This window comes from Tardiphaga sp. 619_E2_N8_4, from assembly GCF_051810905.1.
Classification (GTDB): Bacteria; Pseudomonadota; Alphaproteobacteria; order Rhizobiales; family Xanthobacteraceae; genus Tardiphaga; species Tardiphaga robiniae.
In genome coordinates this window covers 2,632,731-2,650,486 of the sequence record NZ_JBPWQJ010000001.1, presented here as the reverse complement: position 1 = coordinate 2,650,486, position 17,756 = coordinate 2,632,731, and the positions used below count along the sequence as shown (strand labels likewise).

18 protein-coding genes are annotated in these 17,756 nt (G+C 61.9%); 5 read left to right on the top strand and 13 right to left on the bottom strand.

From position 1 onward, the window contains the following. Nucleotides 1-30: 30 nt before the first annotated feature. Entirely contained in the window at nt 31-381 is a 351-nt protein-coding gene (locus AB8A23_RS12660) for an endonuclease domain-containing protein (RefSeq protein WP_439059554.1), read from the top strand. A 109-nt stretch (nt 382-490) separates the two neighbouring features. Here AB8A23_RS12660 and AB8A23_RS12655 read toward each other — a convergent pair whose 3' ends face one another. Both AB8A23_RS12655 and AB8A23_RS12650 read right to left on the bottom strand, forming a co-directional pair. Then, on the bottom strand, nt 491-946 hold the full coding sequence (locus AB8A23_RS12655) for a GatB/YqeY domain-containing protein (protein WP_093756874.1): 456 nt from the start codon (nt 944-946) through the stop codon (nt 491-493). Between the two features lie 142 nt (nt 947-1,088). Continuing rightward, a complete protein-coding gene (locus AB8A23_RS12650; protein ID WP_439059555.1) occupies nt 1,089-2,600 on the bottom strand; it encodes a glycosyltransferase family 39 protein in 1,512 nt (503 codons plus the stop codon). A gap of 425 nt (nt 2,601-3,025) precedes the next feature. Between AB8A23_RS12650 and carA the strand changes: the two genes are divergently transcribed. Together carA and AB8A23_RS12640 are read left to right on the top strand one after the other, a co-directional pair. Further along, nucleotides 3,026-4,216: a glutamine-hydrolyzing carbamoyl-phosphate synthase small subunit gene (gene carA, locus AB8A23_RS12645; RefSeq protein WP_439059556.1), complete on the top strand. Its 1,191-nt coding sequence runs from the start codon at nt 3,026-3,028 to the stop codon at nt 4,214-4,216. 135 nt (nt 4,217-4,351) lie between these two features. Continuing rightward, nucleotides 4,352-4,846 (top strand): PaaI family thioesterase, encoded by a 495-nt coding sequence (locus AB8A23_RS12640; RefSeq protein ID WP_439059557.1) that lies wholly within the window; start codon nt 4,352-4,354, stop codon nt 4,844-4,846. A 38-nt stretch (nt 4,847-4,884) separates the two neighbouring features. On the opposite strand, the gene soxA is transcribed toward AB8A23_RS12640, so the two are convergent. The 8 genes from soxA to AB8A23_RS12600 are packed head-to-tail and all read right to left on the bottom strand — an operon-like array spanning nt 4,885 to nt 11,175. Beyond that, nucleotides 4,885-5,664 carry a sulfur oxidation c-type cytochrome SoxA gene (gene soxA / locus AB8A23_RS12635; protein WP_439059558.1) on the bottom strand — a complete coding sequence of 260 codons (780 nt, stop codon included), beginning with the start codon at nt 5,662-5,664 and terminating at the stop codon, nt 4,885-4,887. Beyond that, nucleotides 5,661-5,981, bottom strand: a complete 321-nt coding sequence (soxZ, locus tag AB8A23_RS12630; protein WP_175366245.1) for a thiosulfate oxidation carrier complex protein SoxZ — start codon at nt 5,979-5,981, stop codon at nt 5,661-5,663. Before soxZ ends, soxA begins: the two co-directional genes overlap by 4 nt. Then, complete coding sequence (locus tag AB8A23_RS12625; protein WP_439059559.1) at nt 5,981-6,457, bottom strand: SoxY-related AACIE arm protein; 477 nt, start codon at nt 6,455-6,457, stop codon at nt 5,981-5,983. The genes soxZ and AB8A23_RS12625 overlap by 1 nt, the downstream gene beginning before the upstream one ends. A gap of 12 nt (nt 6,458-6,469) precedes the next feature. Beyond that, on the bottom strand, nt 6,470-6,910 hold the full coding sequence (gene soxX, locus AB8A23_RS12620) for a sulfur oxidation c-type cytochrome SoxX (protein WP_439060529.1): 441 nt from the start codon (nt 6,908-6,910) through the stop codon (nt 6,470-6,472). 16 nt (nt 6,911-6,926) lie between these two features. After that, on the bottom strand, nt 6,927-8,207 hold the full coding sequence (locus AB8A23_RS12615) for an FCSD flavin-binding domain-containing protein (RefSeq protein WP_439059560.1): 1,281 nt from the start codon (nt 8,205-8,207) through the stop codon (nt 6,927-6,929). Nucleotide 8,208: 1 nt separating this feature from the next. After that, nucleotides 8,209-8,496, bottom strand: a complete 288-nt coding sequence (locus tag AB8A23_RS12610; protein WP_439059561.1) for a c-type cytochrome — start codon at nt 8,494-8,496, stop codon at nt 8,209-8,211. Between the two features lie 43 nt (nt 8,497-8,539). Continuing rightward, nucleotides 8,540-10,714 (bottom strand): molybdopterin cofactor-binding domain-containing protein, encoded by a 2,175-nt coding sequence (locus AB8A23_RS12605; protein ID WP_439059562.1) that lies wholly within the window; start codon nt 10,712-10,714, stop codon nt 8,540-8,542. Between the two features lie 11 nt (nt 10,715-10,725). Continuing rightward, complete coding sequence (locus AB8A23_RS12600; RefSeq protein ID WP_093756882.1) at nt 10,726-11,175, bottom strand: (2Fe-2S)-binding protein; 450 nt, start codon at nt 11,173-11,175, stop codon at nt 10,726-10,728. Between the two features lie 385 nt (nt 11,176-11,560). Between AB8A23_RS12600 and AB8A23_RS12595 the strand changes: the two genes are divergently transcribed. Beyond that, entirely contained in the window at nt 11,561-13,060 is a 1,500-nt protein-coding gene (locus AB8A23_RS12595) for a helicase HerA domain-containing protein (protein WP_439059563.1), read from the top strand. A gap of 7 nt (nt 13,061-13,067) precedes the next feature. Here AB8A23_RS12595 and AB8A23_RS12590 read toward each other — a convergent pair whose 3' ends face one another. After that, on the bottom strand, nt 13,068-14,507 hold the full coding sequence (locus tag AB8A23_RS12590) for a helix-turn-helix domain-containing protein (RefSeq protein ID WP_439059564.1): 1,440 nt from the start codon (nt 14,505-14,507) through the stop codon (nt 13,068-13,070). A 146-nt stretch (nt 14,508-14,653) separates the two neighbouring features. On the opposite strand from AB8A23_RS12590, the gene AB8A23_RS12585 reads away from it, so the two are divergent. Next, complete coding sequence (locus tag AB8A23_RS12585; RefSeq protein ID WP_439059565.1) at nt 14,654-16,291, top strand: isocitrate lyase; 1,638 nt, start codon at nt 14,654-14,656, stop codon at nt 16,289-16,291. A 127-nt stretch (nt 16,292-16,418) separates the two neighbouring features. On the opposite strand, the gene AB8A23_RS12580 is transcribed toward AB8A23_RS12585, so the two are convergent. Together AB8A23_RS12580 and AB8A23_RS12575 are read right to left on the bottom strand one after the other, a co-directional pair. Further along, entirely contained in the window at nt 16,419-16,706 is a 288-nt protein-coding gene (locus AB8A23_RS12580) for a YciI family protein (RefSeq protein WP_089265505.1), read from the bottom strand. Nucleotides 16,707-16,771: 65 nt separating this feature from the next. Beyond that, a complete protein-coding gene (locus AB8A23_RS12575) occupies nt 16,772-17,743 on the bottom strand; it encodes a sugar ABC transporter substrate-binding protein (protein ID WP_120293316.1) in 972 nt (323 codons plus the stop codon). Between the last annotated feature and the right edge of the window lie 13 nt (nt 17,744-17,756).

Below are 17,756 nucleotides of genomic sequence, written 5' to 3'. Positions count from 1 at the left end.
GCGAAGCCGGTCGGGTGAGGGGCATGGCACATGCGTGGCCACATTCGCATCACCAACAGATCGCGCGAATTACGCGCCAACTCCACCGACGCCGAAACGAAACTGTGGAATCGTCTGCGCAACAGGCAGATTTCCGGCTGCAAATTCATTCGCCAAGAGCCGATCGGGCGATATATCTGCGACTTCGTTTGTCGGGAGAAGATGATCGTTATCGAGGTCGATGGCGGGCAGCATCTGGAGTCGCAACGGGACGCCATGCGCGATCGATATCTGCGCGAGCAAGGTTATTGCGTGCTTCGCTTCTGGAACAACGATGTGCTGTCAAATATCGAAGGCGTGCTGTCGCTCATCGATGAGGAATTGCGCAAGACCTCGGATTGATCCGAACCGATAGACTGCGTGCGTTGAAGCAGCGTGCTTGGCCCCTCACCCGCGCGCCAGGTGCGCGCGACCTCTCCCCGCAAAGGGCGGGGAGAGGTTAAAGAGAGCATCAGCCGTTCAATGCAGCCTTCACGAGACCGCTGGCCTTGCCGAAGTCCATCTGGCCGGCATATTTCGCTTTCAGCGCGGCGATCACCTTGCCCATGTCTTTCATGCCGGCCGCACCCGTCGCTGCGATCTCGGCTGCGATGGCGGACTTGGTCTCGTCCTCTGACATCTGCTGCGGCAGATAGGCGGAGATGATCGCGATTTCCTCGCGCTCCTGGGCCGCGAGTTCGGCGCGGCCGCCCTTGTCATAGAGCTCGACGGATTCCTGGCGCTGCTTGATCATCTTCTGCAGTAGGCTCAACAGGTCGGCGTCCGACAGCGGCGGCTTGCTCTGGCCGCGCGCCTCGATATCGGCATTCTTGATGGTCGAATTGACCATGCGAAGCGTCGAAAGCTTGCGCTCGTCCTTGGCCCGCATGGCGTCCTTGACGGCGTTGTTGATGTCATCGCGCAGCATCTGCGTCTCCTCTTGCGGCCGCCAATCGCAGCGCCGGAACTCGGTTGGCCCCGATCTAAGCGTTTTAAGGGGTATGCACAACTGCACCCGCCAATTCTCGGGGACGTCGCCCGGAGCTGTTGCCCGAACCTACTGCCCAAACCTATTGCCGATGGCTGGAGCTGAAATCCTCCACGCCTGCGGACAGCGGCCCGGGCGCATTGGCCCCAGCGACGTACGGCAGAACCATCAACGCCGATATGGTGGCCGGAATACCGGCCTGGCCCCATAGCCGGGGCTGAACCTCGAAATCAAACCTGACATGCCGCGGCTCGAGCATCGCAACCTTGCCCATCCACATCAGGCAATCGCTATCTGTCGCAAAGCACATCGAAGCCCACCCCTTCTGCAGCGTCGTCGCGCGCGGCATGCCCCAAGTGTACTGGAACTGGAACGGGCGGCTGTAGACGGGATGGTCAGGGCTGTAAAAGGCCGTCGCGAATGCCAGCCCGTCGTCGCCACTGATCCGTGGTATCGGCCGGCCTGTCATCTGGTGCCACCGGTCGGTCAGCTCTTGAGCGGCCAGCCGATAGTAAGTCCGCTCGTTAGGATTGATGCTATTGCGGTAAATCGCATGGATCGGAGCAGCCACAATGGTTGCGATGATGGCGATGCCGGCGACGAACACCACCATATTGACCACATACAGGCGTTCGAGCGTGAAGCGGGCGCCGCAAACGATCAAAACGGCAGGCAGGAACAAACCCTGGAGCGCCCATAGCGAAGGCATGTCGGTGCCAAGCGTGACGGTAGTCATAACGGGCAGTAGCACCGTGCCGATAAACACCCAGAACAGCAGCAGCAACCCTGGACCCATCGCGCGGAAATCGGCCGAAAAGTACTTTAGGCGCAGCTCGGCCGATAAAACCCAGACAATAGCCGGCAGCGCCAGCGTCGCCGCGAGACCGAGCAAAAACATGCTGGCTTCGATGAGTGACTGACCAAAGTCGATGCCGCCGTGAACCTGTATGGCATAGGCGAACGGCGCAGCACCGGTCGTCACGAGCCAATGGATGTGCGGCCCAAGGGCAATGAGCCCGGCAAGTGTCGAGACCCACGGTGCCCAGGACCTGAAATAGACCGCCCGCTGCGGATGCACGATCGCTGCCAGCACGAAGCTGGCGATCAGGAAGATCGAATAATATTTGCCGAGCATCGCCAGCGCGGACAGGACGCCGGCGGCGGCAGCCCAGCCGATAGCGCGCGTTTCAAAGGAGCGCAGGAAGCAATAGGTCGCCAGCGGCCAGACCGCGAGCAGCACTGTGTTCGCGTTGAAGCGCTGGGCATGGAACTGATAGGCCGGCAGCAGCATCAGCAGCAGCAATATGACGGCTCGCGAATCGCCGCGCACGAAGCGGCGCGCAATCAGATCGACGGCCCAGAGCGCCACCGCGGCATTGGTCATCGACAGCAACTGGAACGACCAGTCGGTCAGCGGGAAAACCAGCGTCCACAGCCGCGCGACCCAGCCCATTAAAGGCGGATGTTTGGGATTCCCCCATGCGAATTCGCGCCCAAGGGTCCAGGTTTCCAGCGCATCCGCATGCAGATCGCCGCTCTGATAGGCGATCACCAGAAACAGCAGCCAGATTCCCGCGAAGCCGACGATCAGCACAGGAATCGTCCAGCCCTTCTCGATCCCATCGAGGAAGGTCAGAAAAGGCCTGCGCCATCGCGCAGGCGCGACGGCCGAGCGCGCGGCCATCTTGGCGAAATAGTCCAACTGCACTGAAATATCCGGAAATATGGCGAAGTCGTAGCTTGCTACCGGCGAAAGCGAGTTCCGGCAAGCATTCGTAATTATAATTAGTTGATTTTACATCTCATTCTGCAAATTACGCGCTATCGGCGTGCAGGTTTTACCGGACAACCGGAACACCACATTTTTGCCGGATAAGATATTCTTCCTTCATGAAGGTCTGTTCGGGGCCGGACCATCGGCCAAAGCGCCGATTGCTAACCCGCCAGGCCATGGTTGACGTGTGAATCCGGCCGTTCCGGCTTTGACGGCGGCGGATGCGCGGACTATGTAGTCCCCTCATGACCCCCTCAGAAACATCTTCAGCCTGGCCGGACCACAAACCGACCGCGCTCCTCGTGCTCGCCGATGGCACCGTGCTGGAGGGCTTCGGCCTCGGCGCGGAAGGCCAGGCCGTGGGCGAAGTCTGCTTCAACACGGCGATGACCGGCTATGAGGAAATCCTCACCGATCCGTCCTATGCCGGACAGCTGATCACCTTCACCTTCCCGCATATCGGCAATGTCGGCACCAACGACGAGGATATCGAGACGGTGAACATGGCGGCGACGCCAGGCGCCCGCGGCGTGATCCTGCGCTCGGCGATCACCGACCCATCGAATTACCGCTCTTCCCGGCATCTCGACGCCTGGCTGAAGGCGCGCGGCATCATCGGCATTTCCGGCATCGACACCCGCGCCTTGACCGCGCTGATCCGCAACAAGGGCATGCCCAATGCGGTGCTTGTGCACGCGAAGGACGGCCAATTTGACCTGCATGGCCTGAAGGAAGAAGCACGCGAATGGCCCGGCCTCGAAGGCATGGACCTGGTACCGATGGTGACATCTGCCCAGCGCTTCACCTGGGACGAGACTCCCTGGGAATGGGAAAAGGGCTTCGGCCGCCAGACCAATCCTGAATTCAACGTCGTCGCCATCGATTACGGCATCAAGCGCAACATTCTGCGTCTGCTGGCCGGCGAAGGCTGCAAGGTCACAGTCGTTCCGGCCACGACTTCGGCAGAAGAGATCATGGCGCTGAAGCCGGACGGTGTATTCCTGTCCAACGGACCGGGCGATCCCGCCGAGACAGGCAAATATGCTGTGCCTGTCATCAAGCAGGTGATCGATTCCGGCGTGCCCACATTCGGCATCTGCCTCGGTCACCAGATGCTCGGCCTTGCGGTGGGCGCCAAGACCAAGAAGATGCATCAGGGCCATCACGGTGCCAATCATCCGGTCAAGGATGAGACCACCGGCAAGGTGGAAATTACCTCGATGAACCACGGCTTCGCGGTGGATGAAGCGACATTGCCGAAGGGCGCGACGCAGACCCATATCTCGCTGTTCGACGGATCCAATTGCGGCATCCAGCTCGACGGCAAGCCGGTATTCTCGGTGCAGTATCACCCGGAGGCTTCCCCCGGTCCACGCGACTCGCATTATTTGTTCAAGCGGTTCGCGGATCTGATGCGGGCGAACAAGGCGTCGTAGCTCTCATTTCAGTTTGCGGAATCAAGACGCCATGGCCGGGATCATCCCGGCCATTTTCGTTCTGGACGCAGAGAAGATGACACACGGCGCCACCTTTTGTATGATGCTCGTCATTACAATTGCCGGGAATGATCCATGACCGACGCCCCCACGCCCCGCTACGACGTCGTCCCCACCAGCCTGATGGCCTCGATGCCCGGGCTCGATTTTGTGCGCAAGATCTTCTCCGGCGAGCTGCCGCAGCCGCCGATCATGGAGAATGTCGAGCCGTTCGACTCGACCGCAGAACCCGGTGTTGTCGTGTTTCACAGCGTCCCCGGCTTCCGCCACTACAATCCGATTGGCTCGGTACATGGCGGCTACGCGGCGATCCTGCTGGATTCGGCGATGGGCCTCGCCGTGCACACCATGTTGCCTGTCGGCACCGGCTACACCACTCTGGAATTCAAGATCAGCTTCATCCGCGGGATGAGCAAGGATTCTGGCGCCGTTCGCACCGAAGGCAAGACGCTGAATGTCGGCCGCCGCGCGGCGACGGCGGAAGCGCGCATCACGGATTCCAAGGGCCGACTCATCGCCCACGCCACCACGACGTGTCTGGTGTTCGAGATTCCGAAGGACGCGGCCTGACCTGCAGCCCGCGGGCACTCTCACGGACATTCGATACGTCATGGCCTGACAGCGGGAGTTTCGCTTGCCATGCCCCGCGCGCGCGACATCAGGTAGAGTTCAAGCTCGACCATCTCAGGCGCGTCGGCGCTGTAGGGTTGAGCGCGCACGCCGATCATGCAATTGCGCAGGCGGCGCTTGAGAGAGCCAAGCCCCTGCCACTCCAGCCGATAGACGGGATAGCCCGTTGGATGGGCCTGCATGATCGCGGAGCCGGCGAGACGTTTGTCCCAGTTGTCGTCGTGACAGTTCGTGCATGCCAGATTCAACTGCCCCTGACGCCGCATGAAGGCATCGCGGCCTTTGTCGATGAATGCCTGCAGACGTGAATCGGCACCCGTCTCGATCGGCATCCCCTGGGACTGCCGGCCGATCAATGCGGTCAGCGCCAGCAGATCGCGGCTTTCATCGGCGAGCGGCGGCAACTGCTGATGATCGACACGGCAGAGATTGACGCGCTGTTCGAGATCGACCGGGCGATTGAGCTTGTCGTCGAATGCCGGGTACCGCACGGCGACGCCGCGCATGCTGCTGGCATCACCGTGGCAATCCGCGCAAGCACGGCCGGCGACGGGCTTCCGGGTCCATAGCGCCTCGCCATCCAGCACCCCCAGCATGCCGGGATTGGCCGTGGCGTCGTTCTGCATGGCCTGGGTTTCGACGGACATGAAACTGGCACCGGAGCGTCGTTCGCCCGGCGCAATCTCCGCCGCCTCGATGAGCGACGTGAAGGCGATGACTGCCAGCAACGACAGGCTGATATTGCGCAGTCGCCTCATGTGACCGTGATGCTGGCCGACGCGGTTTCTTGGAAGCCGTTATCGCCGATCCACTGGAATTCGAATTTTCCGCTCTCGGTGGCGACCGTAAAGAAGGAGATGAAGGGATTGGCGGAGAACGCGGGAAACAGATCGGCCCGGAACACTTCATCGCCATTATAACGGCAGGTGAAATTGGTGATGATGTTGCGCGGGATGGCCTCGCCGGTCACGGTATGGCGAAAGCCCGTCTCCATAATGTGGGACATCAGCGTCTTGATCTCGATGATATCGCCACGCCTGGCCGTGGCGGGAACGTTGATCAGCGCGGATGCCATCAGGTTGCCTCCTCGATGCACGCCGCGAGCGTGACCACGACATCGGCGGTCGCCGACCAGAACGAACCATCGGAGATTTTCGCGATGGCCGTGAGCGTCTGCGTATCGGCAAGCCGGATGCGCGTCGCTATCTGCGCACGGCCTGCGCGCGGGGAGATATAGAAGTTGCCGACATTGGGCTGCGGGTTCTTCTCGTTGAAGATATGGATGCTGACCACGTGATCGGCATCAGTCATCGGGCTCGTTACCGTGACGGTGAGCGGCACGGTGTTGCCGTTCTCGACCAGCGGCGGGACGTCGAGCTTTACTCTGCCGGGGCGCACTGTGGCACCCTTGACGACATCGCGGATGGCTACCTTCATGGTCTCCGGCGTCGCATGGGCCGGGCGGATATGCACGAGTGACACCGCGCCGAGCGCAGCGCCACCGGCCGTCGCCAGAAACTGGCGGCGTGTCGATCGATCAAGCTCAGCCATGGATTGCTTTCGTCATGATGGGTTCTGCAGCGTTGTCAGGTAAGCGACGACGTCCTCGATTTGTTGCGCCGACAGGATCGGCTTGCCAAGCCATGCATCCCCGACACGCTGTAACCCATCTGCACGATAATAGGACGGCATGATGGTCGCGGCATTGAGGCGGGAGGCATCCACCAGCCGCAGCCGCAACTGGCCTTCCGACCAGCGGCTGCCGGTGCCGGCAAGGCTTGGCGCAAGATCGCCCTGGAATCTCTGTTCGGTAAATGGACCGCTGTGACAGAGCAGACACGTATATGTGCGGTTGACGACGATCGCCCTGCCCGCCGACGCGTCGCCAACCGCGCCCGCCAGGGGCAGCGGAATCGCATCGCCAACCACCGCATAAGGGACAAGTTCACTCGCACGGACCGGAGCAGTCAGCAGCAGCGTCGCCACGCCCGCCGATAACAGCATCGATGCGCGGCGACGACTAACCAAAGACCTCTGCTCCGATCGTCTCGAACCAGGACCGTGCATAGATCGCTTCACGGGCCCGGACATCACGCGGCGCATCCAGCGGACTCGTACCGCCCGCGCCTTCGATATCCGCAAACAGGCCATTGCGGGGCTGGTAGACGCCCGCGATGGAAATGCCGTAGTCGGGCGCGACCAGACTGTAGCAAGTGTTGATCAGCTTCGGCGACGTCGGCGTCGCCCCCGCCAGCAACGCCACGATCGCCCCGGCACAGGTCTTCGCCTGCGCATTCGCCGAGAATGCGGATTTGGGCATGGCGCCGGCAATGCAGGCATCGCCGATCACATGGATGTTCGGCACTTGTGTGGACTCGAGGCTGACGGGATTAATCGGACACCAGCCGGATTTATCGGTGACGCCAGCAATCTCCGCGATGCGTCCAGCGCGTTGCGGCGGAATCACATTGGCGACCTGAACGTGATGTGTCGCGAAATCGGTCACCAGCGTATTGGTCGCCGGATCGACCGACGTGACCTTGCCGCCCTGCGACAGCGCGACCCACTCGATCAATCCCGGATATAGCTCCTGCCACGCGGCCTGAAACAGCCGCTGCTTCGAGAACGCGTCTTTCGAGTCGAGAATGATGAGCTTCGACCGCGGCTTTCGGGTCTTCAGGTAATGCGCGATCAGGCTCGCGCGCTCATAGGGGCCCGGAGGACACCTAAAGGGGTTGGCGGGAACGACGATGGCAACCACGCCGCCATCGTCCATCGCTTCCAACTGGCGTCGCAGCAGCAGCGTCTGCTCACCGGCCTTCCAGGCATGCGGCATGCGCGACGCTGCAGCCTTGTCATAGCCCGCAAGCGCGTCGAAGCGCAGATCGATTCCGGGCGACAGAACCAGCCGGTCGTAGCGCAACGTCGATCCATCGGCGAGACCGATCGTGCGCGCCTGCGGGTCGATCGTCTGCGCCATTTGCACGACGACTTTGATGCCGGCGGCAGCGGTTTTCTCGTAGGTGAATTGCTGGGCCTCGATGGCGCGGTCACCGGCAATGACCTCGTTGCTGAACGGGCACGCGACATATTGGCGATCGGCCGTCACCAGCGTGACATCCAGCGACGGATCGAGCTGCCGAAGCGCGCGGGCGCAACTGGCGCCGCCGAAGCCGCCGCCGATTACAACGACCCGCGCAGGCGATTGCGCGAGGCTTGGCGATGCCAGCGCAAGGGATGCCGTCGCGGCAGCGGCAGCGCGAAGAAATTCCCGTCGTGAGGTATGATTTTTGTGGGTCATGCTATTTCTGCGTTGCCAGCCAGGCCGCAATCGACCCGATTTCGTCTTCGGAGAAGCCCTTGGCGATCCGCGTCATCACTGTGGCCGGCATCGACCCATTGCGAAAGGCCAGCAATGTAGAGCGCATCGCATCGGCATCGCGCCCATAGATGTTCGGGATGGCCTGCGATGTCGCCGCATGGCAGCCGGAGCACGAGGCCGCTCCAGGTGGCGGTGCCGATGCAGCCCGGACCGGCGCCGCGGAGGCGACGATCAGCCCGATCGCAAGTGAGGTACGCAACGTCTTCATGAGCGAAATCCAGTGATGGGCAGCAAGCATGGCGACGCGTCGGTTACGCAAAGATGATGTCGTGATTCTTCAGCGGCACGGAACGGATGCGCTTGCCGGTCGCAGCAAAATAGGCATTCAGCACGGCCGGCGCCGCAACGCAGATCGTCGGCTCACCGACGCCGCCCCAGAAGCCGCCCGATGGCATCAGGATCGACTCGACCTTCGGCATCTCCTTCATGGTCATCGACTGATAGGTGTCGAAGTTCTCCTGCTCGATGCGGCCACCCTTCACGGTGCATTCGCCATAGAACAGCGCCGAGAGGCCGTAGACGAACGAGCCGGCGATCTGGCGATCGATTTGCCAAGGGTTCACTGCATAGCCAGGATCCGTGGCGGCAACGATGCGATGGATCTTGATCTTGTTGCCGCCCGTCACCGAAATTTCCGTTGCAGCCGCCACATAACTGCCGAAGCCCATATGCTGGCAGATGCCGCGGAACACGCCTTGCGGCGCCGGCGTCGTCCAGCCGATCCTCTCTGCGACGGCATTGAGCACCGCGAGATGCTTCGGATGCTTGGTCATCAGCTTGCGACGGAATTCGAGCGGGTCCTGACCGACCGAATGCGCGAGTTCGTCCATGAAGCTTTCGAGATAGATCGCATTCTGGTTGACGTTGACGCCGCGCCAGAAGCCCGGCGGCACATGCGGATTGCGCATGGAATGGTCGATCAGCAAATTCGGAATGGTGTAGCCGATCGCTGCCTCACCGCTGGCATTCAGACCCTGGAAAGTGACGGGATCCATCCCGTTCTGCATACCCTCGGGACGCACACTGGCCAGGATCGACTGGCCTGAGATCCGCATGTGCAAACCGATCAGATTGTTATCGGCATCGAAGGCGCCGACCAGCTTGCTCTGCGTAATCGGATGATAGCGGCCGTGCAGCATATCTTCTTCGCGCGACCACATCAGCTTGATCGGCGTGCCGGGCATCTGCTTGGCGATGGCCACCGCCTGACGGACGTAATCGGTCATGCCGCGCCGGCCGAAGCCGCCGCCCGGCATGATCTTGTAGACCTCGCATTTGTCGCTCGGCAGGCCTGACGCTTCGACTGCGGCCGCAAACACGGCTTCGCCGTTCTGCGTCCCGGTCCAGACCTCGCACTTCTCCGCCGTATAGAGCACCGTCGCGTTCATCGGCTCCATGGTGGCGTGGTTCTGATAGGGATAGGCGTAGACCGCTTCCACCGTCTTCGCAGCACCCGCCAACGCTGCTTTGACATCGCCAGCCTTGTTGCCGACAAAAGCGGGCTGCGCAGCGTCCAGGCCTTCCTGCAGCCACTTGCCGATGGACTCGCTGGACACGCTGGCGTTCTTGCCATCGTCCCAGACGACCGGCATCGCCTCCAGCGCCGACTTGGCGTGCCACCACGTATCGGCGACCACAGCCACGGCACTCTCGCCGACGCGCACGACCTTCTTGACGCCTTTCATGCCAAGGATCTTGCTGTCGTCGAAGCTCTTCAGCGTGCCGCCGAACACCGGGCAATCCTTGATCGCGGCATTGAGCATTCCCGGCAGCTTGATATCGGCGCCGTAGACCATCTTGCCGTTGGTTTTCTCGACCGTATCGAGCCGCTTCAGCGGTTTGCCGGCGATGGTCCAGTCCTTGGGATCCTTCAGCTTGACGTCGGTCGGCGGCTGCAGCTTAGCAGCCGCTTCCGCGACCTTGCCGTAAGTGATGGTGCGCCCCGACGGGACATGGGTGATGACGCCCTTGCTGGTGGCACATTCCGACACGGGCGCGGCCCACTCATCGGCTGCCGCCTGGATCAGCATCAGGCGCGCAGCCGCGCCGCCTTTGCGGACGTAATCATGCGAAGTGCGAACGCCGCGGCTGCCGCCGGTGGAAAAGTCCCCCCAGACGCGCTTGCGTGCGACACTTTGCCCGGGCGTAGGATATTCCGTCGTCACCTTGGACCAGTCGCATTCAAGTTCTTCTGCGACCAATTGCGCCAGACCCGTGAGCGTTCCCTGCCCCATCTCGGACCGCGCGATACGCACGACAACGGTCTCATCAGGCCGGATCACCACCCAGGCATTGACCTCAGGCGTACCATCGGCCGCATAGACTGCGGTCGGCCCGCCAAAGGGAATACCGAGCGCGAGGCCACTGCCGATAGCAGCAGTTCCCAGGACAAACGAACGGCGATTGAGTTGCGGAGCATGACCCATGACCATCTTCCTCAAGCGCTTGCAGCGGCGTGAATCGCTTCACGGACCTGCTGGAACGTGCCGCAACGGCAGATATTGGTGATGGCGAGGTCGATATCCTCATCGGTCGGCTGCGGCACTGTCTCCAGCAGCGCTGCAACTGCCATGATCATGCCGCTCTGGCAGTAACCACATTGCGGCACATCATGATCGATCCAGGCCTGCTGCACCTTGTGCACGGCCCCCTCGGACGCAAGGCCCTCGATCGTCGTGATCTGCTTTCCGATCGCCTCACTGAGCGCCATGCTGCAGGAACGGACCTGCTGGCCATCGACATGAACGGTGCAGGCGCCGCATTGGGCGACGCCACATCCGTATTTTGTCCCTGTCAGCCCGGCATTTTCGCGGATCGCCCATAGCAACGGCGTGTCCGGTTCTGCATCGATCTCGTAGGTTCGTCCATTGATCGTGAGGCTTGCCATCGCATTTCCCCGGGTCGTGGCGCATATCGCCGTTGCAGTGACCCTCCCCTGAAACTGGAAGAATTCCAAATCAAATGTTTGGTGACTGCGGCGCCCGAAGATTCCAGCGATGTCCCTGCCTTGCGGACGTCACAGTTACGTCACGCGGGATTTTCTGTTTGCTGACGCTCTATCACCGCGGGTCGAACACAATGCGATCATGCAAGGAAACCGCCTGAGATTGCCATTGGCAAAACCGGGCACCGCCGTGTGCAGAACATCGCCGATTCGCTGTCGCGATTTACTTGGTGAGAGTTGCGCGGAACACGGGATGATAGCCGTGCGCCGCTCGACGCGCTGTGGCCGGGTTGGTAAGCCCTCTCTACAAGGAGACCTGAGTCGAGACATGACCGTTGCGATCGAGATGGGGCATACGACGTCAGGCGCCCCGGCGGCTCTGGACCTTGAGGAACTGCTGGCGACGCGTCTGCTCGTACAGGGCAATTCGGGTTCCGGAAAATCGCATCTGCTGCGCCGGCTGCTCGAACAGAGCGCCCCATGGGTGCAACAAACCATCATCGACCCTGAAGGCGATTTCGTCTCGCTGGCGGAGCGATTCGGTCATCTGGTGATCGATGCCGAGGCGCATACCGAACGCGGGTTGCAGGTGGCCGGCGAGCGCGCGCGCATGCACCGCGTCTCCACAGTGCTCAATCTCGAAGGGCTGGATGCCGAGAATCAAATGCGCCGCGCCGCCGCCTTTCTGGGCGGGCTGTTCGACGCGCCTCGCGACCATTGGTATCCGATGCTCGTGGTGGTGGACGAGGCACAGCTGTTCGCCCCGGCCGTTGCCGGCGAGGTGTCCGACGAAGCGCGCAAACTATCGCTCGGCGCCATGACCAACCTGATGTGCCGCGGCCGCAAACGTGGCCTTGCCGGCGTCATCGCGACACAGCGACTGGCGAAGCTCGCCAAGAATGTCGCGGCCGAAGCATCGAATTTCCTGATGGGCCGCACCTTCCTCGATATCGATATGGCACGCGCCGCCGATCTTCTCGGCATGGAGCGACGGCAGGCCGAATCCTTCCGCGACCTCGAGCGCGGCCAGTTCATGGCGCTGGGTCCCGCCCTCTCCCGTCGTCCGCTGGGCCTGCGCATCGGTGTCACCGAAACAAGTCCGCGCAATGCGACCCCACGCCTGATGCCGCTGCCGGAAGCGACACTCGACGACGTCCGCGCCACGATTCTCGCAGCGCCCCCGCCGGAGCCGGTCCGGCCGCAGCGCCGCGCACCGTCATCGCCGGATCTGCTTGGCCAGCTCATGGCGGCGAAGTCCGCAGCGCTGGAAATTCGGCCGGACGTGGCGGAGACGCCGATCAGCGCCGAGGAATTGGCCGCGCGGCGAGAGCGCGTCGACCGCGTGTTGCAGGCCTTGATGGCCGAGCCCGATGCAGGCTTCCGGGTGGTTGGCGTGCTCTATCAGGAATTCGTGGTCCGCTGCCGCATCGAGGGGCTTGGCGCTGCCGTGCCGGACCTCGACGACTTCCGCCGCATGCTGACGCGCGCCCGCGCCGGGCTCGGCTCCGACATTACAGAAGATGACGGGTGGCAGGATGTCGCGGTCCGCGCCTCGATCCTGCCGGAAGATATGCAGGGCGTTTTCATGATGATCGCCCGCGCCGCCAAGGAAGGCTGGCCCTGCCCGAGCAATGCCGCGATCGCCCGCGCCTACGGCTCGCATTCGCTGCGCCGCGCACAGCGCCTGCTGAACTATATCGAGGAGCAGGGCCTGATCGTGTGCCAGCTCGATGGCGCCGGTCGGCGCATCGTGACGCTGGTCGAACTGGCCTGGGCTACGGCACCCGGCGATCCCAATGCCGAGGAAGCTGCGGCCGAGCAGGCCTGAGCCCGCATCAGTCAGCCGAGAATCCAAACGGAACGTTCAGCGTCCTGAAATCATCGGGCAACAACTCGCGCCCGATCGGAAGCGCCGAGCGCGCAGCACATCTTGGACGATGACAGACACGGCATGCGACACCGATCGGCGTGGGAGCATCCGCACGCGGCGCCGATGCGTCGCGCGTATAGATCAACTGGCCGGCATGTTCGGCTGCGCAACCGATCGCGATGGCGCGCTCAACGCGTTGTGCGCCGTAACCACCACCGCCAGCCGTGACGGTGCGGGCAATCGAAAAGAAGCGCTGGCCATCCGGCAATTCCAGCCACTGCGTGACGATCTGGCGCGGCGTTTTGAAAACGTCGTGCACCGACCACAACGGGCACGCACCGCCGTGCTTCGCGAACGGAAAGCCTGCGCCGTCGAGCAGTTTGGAAATATTGCCGGCGGGATCGACGCGAATCAAAAAGAACGGAACCTTTTCGGCGCCCGGCCGCTGCAGCGTCGTGATACGATGCGCGGTCTGTTCGAAGCTGGCACCGAATTGACGCGCCAGCGCTTCTAGATCGTAACGACGCGTTTCCGCGGCGCGCGCGAAAGCCGCATAGGGCATGATCAGCGCAGCAGCGGCGTAACCTGCAAGTGCGCGGCGCGCCAGCAGCTCTGCACTCTTGGTGGTGAACTGGCCATCTTCGAGCGCCGTACCGATCTCGTTTTCCATTTCGAGATAAACGAGCTGCTGCGCCAGCTGGAAATTAAGACTGGCGGTGTCGAGCGAGTCCTCAAGTAGTAATTGTTTCCGATGCAGATCCAGTCGTCGCACAGAGCCGAGCATGACGTCCGGCGGCAGATAGCGCACTTGTAGCTTGTGTCGGGTCTTGAGACGCTCGATGAAACCGCTCGGGCCTGACGTCGCCTGCGCGAGGCGCTCGGCGGCATCATCGAGGCCCGCGAAATTGTTCCGGCGTGCGGCGAGAAAACGCCGGACCTCGGCGACGGGATCGTTGGCATCGTAGCCCTCGCTACCCGCTTGCAATGCACCGCCCGCGAGCGCCGGCGCGCGTCGGTCCGCCAGCGCGAGTTGCTCCTCGCGATAGGCCGTGTAGAGGCGCAGAAAAGCCTCGGCCATGCCGGGATAGCTCACCGCCAGATCGCTGATTTCAAGCGCAGGGATATCGATGTCCGAGAACATCGGCTCTTTCAGGATCGACTGCATCCGCGCCGTATTGTCGGCACCGCCATCGCCGGCAAGATCGGCGAGATCGATCGTGTAGGTGCGCGCCAGCCGAAGCAGCATGTCGGCCGTCATCGGCCGCTGGTTGCGCTCCAGCAAAGCGACATAAGGGGCCGAAATTTCCAGATCGGCCGCCATATCGGCCTGGGTCAGGCCCAGATCGCGCCGAAGCCGCCGGATTCGCGGCCCCATGAACACCGAACGACCTGCCGAGACGGCCATCGCGCACTCCAATACCTTGTAACTATCTTACAGCCTTACACGTCCAATTTGTAAAGTATGACAAGTTATCTGCGTTCCGTCTAGCGGCTGGCGATCCCGCGATTACAACCAAGGACAGGTTTTCGTCAGCCAAAGGGATCGAGAAAATGAACTTCCAGCCACGCGGGATCAGCAACCAGACCATCCTCGGCACAGGCTCTTATCAGAGCGAAATCGAGGCGGCGTCGGCGCTGCTCAAGACCAAGGACACCTGGAACGGCGTGACCGCCGAGGCCGTCGCACGCATGCGCCTGCAGAACCGCTTCAAGACCGGTCTCGACGTCGCGCGCTACACGGCATCGCTGATGCGTGCCGACATGGCGGCCTATGATGCGGACACCACCAAGTATACCCAGTCGCTCGGTTGCTGGCATGGCTTCATCGCGCAGCAGAAGCTGATCTCGGTCAAGAAGCATTTCGGCACCACCGATCGCACCTACCTATACCTCTCGGGCTGGATGATCGCGGCGCTGCGCTCGGAATTCGGCCCGCTGCCGGATCAGTCGATGCACGAGAAGACTTCGGTCCCGGCTCTGATCGAGGAGCTCTACACCTTCCTGCGTCAGGCTGACTCGCGCGAGCTCAACGACATCTTCCGCAGCCTCGACGCCGCTCGCAAGGCTGGCGACAAGGCAAAGGAAGAAGAACTGATCAACAAGATCGACAACTTCCAGACCCACGTCGTACCCGTCATCGCCGATATCGATGCCGGCTTCGGCAATGCGGAAGCAACCTATCTGCTCGCCAAGAAGATGATCGAAGCCGGCGCCTGTGCGCTGCAGATCGAGAACCAGGTCTCGGACGAGAAGCAGTGCGGCCATCAGGACGGCAAGGTTACCGTGCCGCACGAAGTCTTCCTCGCGAAGATCCGCGCCTGCCGGCACGCCTTCCTCGAAATGGGCGTCGAAGACGGCGTCATCGTCACCCGCACCGACTCGCTCGGCGCTGGCCTGACCCAGCAGATCGCCGTCAGCCACAAGCCGGGCGACCTCGGCGACCAGTACAACAGCTTCCTTGATTGCGAGGAAATCGACGCCTCAAAGATCGGCAACGGCGACGTCGTCATTACGCGTAATGGCAAGCTGATGCGCCCGAAACGTCTGGCCAGCAACCTGTACCAGTTCCGCGAAGGCACGGGTCAGGACCGCTGCGTGCTCGACTGCATCACCTCGCTACAGAACGGTGCCGACCTTTTGTGGATCGAAACCGAGAAGCCGAACATCGAGCAGATCGCCAAGATGGTCGATCGCGTTCGTGAGGTGATCCCGAATGCGAAGCTGGCCTACAACAACTCGCCGTCGTTCAACTGGACGCTCAACTTCCGTTGGCAGGTCTATGACGCGATGAAGGAAGCCGGCAAGGATGTCAGCAAGTACAACCGCGCCGAACTGATGAAGGTGGAGTACGACAGCACGCCGCTGGCGGTCGAAGCCGACGAGCTCATCCGGACATTCCAGGCTGATTCAGCCAAGCGTGCCGGCATCTTCCATCACCTGATCACGCTGCCGACCTATCACACGGCTGCGCTGTCCACCGACAACCTCGCCAAGGAGTATTTTGGCGAACAGGGCATGCTGGGCTACGTCAAGAACGTCCAGCGCGCGGAAATCCGTCAAGGCATCGCCTGCGCGAAGCATCAGAACATGGCTGGTTCGGACATCGGCGACGAGCACAAGGAATACTTCGCCGGTGAAGCAGCCCTGAAGGCGGGCGGCGCGCACAACACGATGAACCAGTTCGGCTAATCGTTACGGTTCAGCTCATCGTAAAACCAGCCCGGGGTCCCATCAGACCCCGGGCTGATGTCGTTGTCGGTGTACAAATGCCGAAGGACTGCTTCACCGACAGGCAGGGCGCCGGCCTCCATTCCGGTTATCCCTGTCGGCGCAGGAAGCCGGTAATCGTGACCGTCTGCCAAATGCCGGCGGCAAAGAACGGATCGGCGTGATGAAATCTTTCGACCGCCGCGCGGTCGGCGGCCTCGACGAGAAACAGACTGCCAATCATGGTCTGGCCGTCATCGGCTGTCAGCGGACCGGACATGACGATCGTCACGTCATAGGCCGAGGTGTCGGACAAAAAGGCCTTGTGAGCCTCGTAGTGAGACAAGCGTTTGTCGAGCGCCCCGGCATGATCGACGGCATGGATGGCAAACAGCATGCGTAGCTCCTGAAAGACAGAAGACGGCCGCCGACCTGCGACGACCGCCTGAAGTGTCGAAGATATTACTTGGTGCCGAGCTTAGCAGCCTCGTCCCAGCTCGGGCAGGTCCGCGATTCCAGCGGCACGTCGTAGGGCTGATAGTTCTCCTTGCCGATCACCGTGGGCTTGAGAACGATCTCGGTGATCACCGGCTCGTTGCGCAGCGAACGAATGGCGATCATCATGCCGAGGCATCCCTGCATGAAACCATTGTAGTCGCCGCTCGCCAGCAGCTTCCCGGACTTGATCGCGTCGATTGCCTCCTTGGTACCATTGACGCCGATGACCTGGGCTTTGCGATTGGCACCATCGAGCGCCTCGATCGCACCGATCGCCATCGCATCATTGGCAGCCAACACACCGTCGATCTGAGTATTCGACTGCATGAGATTCTCCATGACCTGAAGCGCCTGCAGCCGTTGATAGTTGCCGGGTTGCGACGCAAGCAGTTTGGCCCCCGGGTTTTCCTTCAGGGCGTCGTTGAAGCCGCGGACGCGGTCGATGCTCGTCAAGGACCCTTTGACGCCCTCAATGATCACGAAATTGCCCTTGCCGCCAAGCGTCTTCAGCAGATAGCGCCCGGTCTCGAGACCCAGACTATAATCGTCGGCACCGACAAAGGCGACAAACTTGCCGCCGGCGGAACGATCCGTCACGTTCACAACCGGGATCTTTGCGTCATTGATCTTCTCGACGCCGGGGACCATCGCCTTGTAGTCGACCGGGATGAAGACGATCGCCGACGGCTTCTTCACCACCACGTCCTCAATCTGGCTGAGCTGCTCCGGAATGCTGTCCGGCTTTGTCGGGATGTAATGCAGCGTCTTTGCCTTCATCGCCTTGGCGGCTGCGTCGGACCCAACTCGTACTGTCTGGAAGTACGGATTGGTCTGGTTTTTTGTAAACACCGCGATCGTCTCGCCGTCAGCGAACGCGTGGGATGAGAGTGATGTCGTCAGAAGCAGTGCAGCAAGCGCGCCATAGGCCTTCTTCATAGTCGTTCCCTCC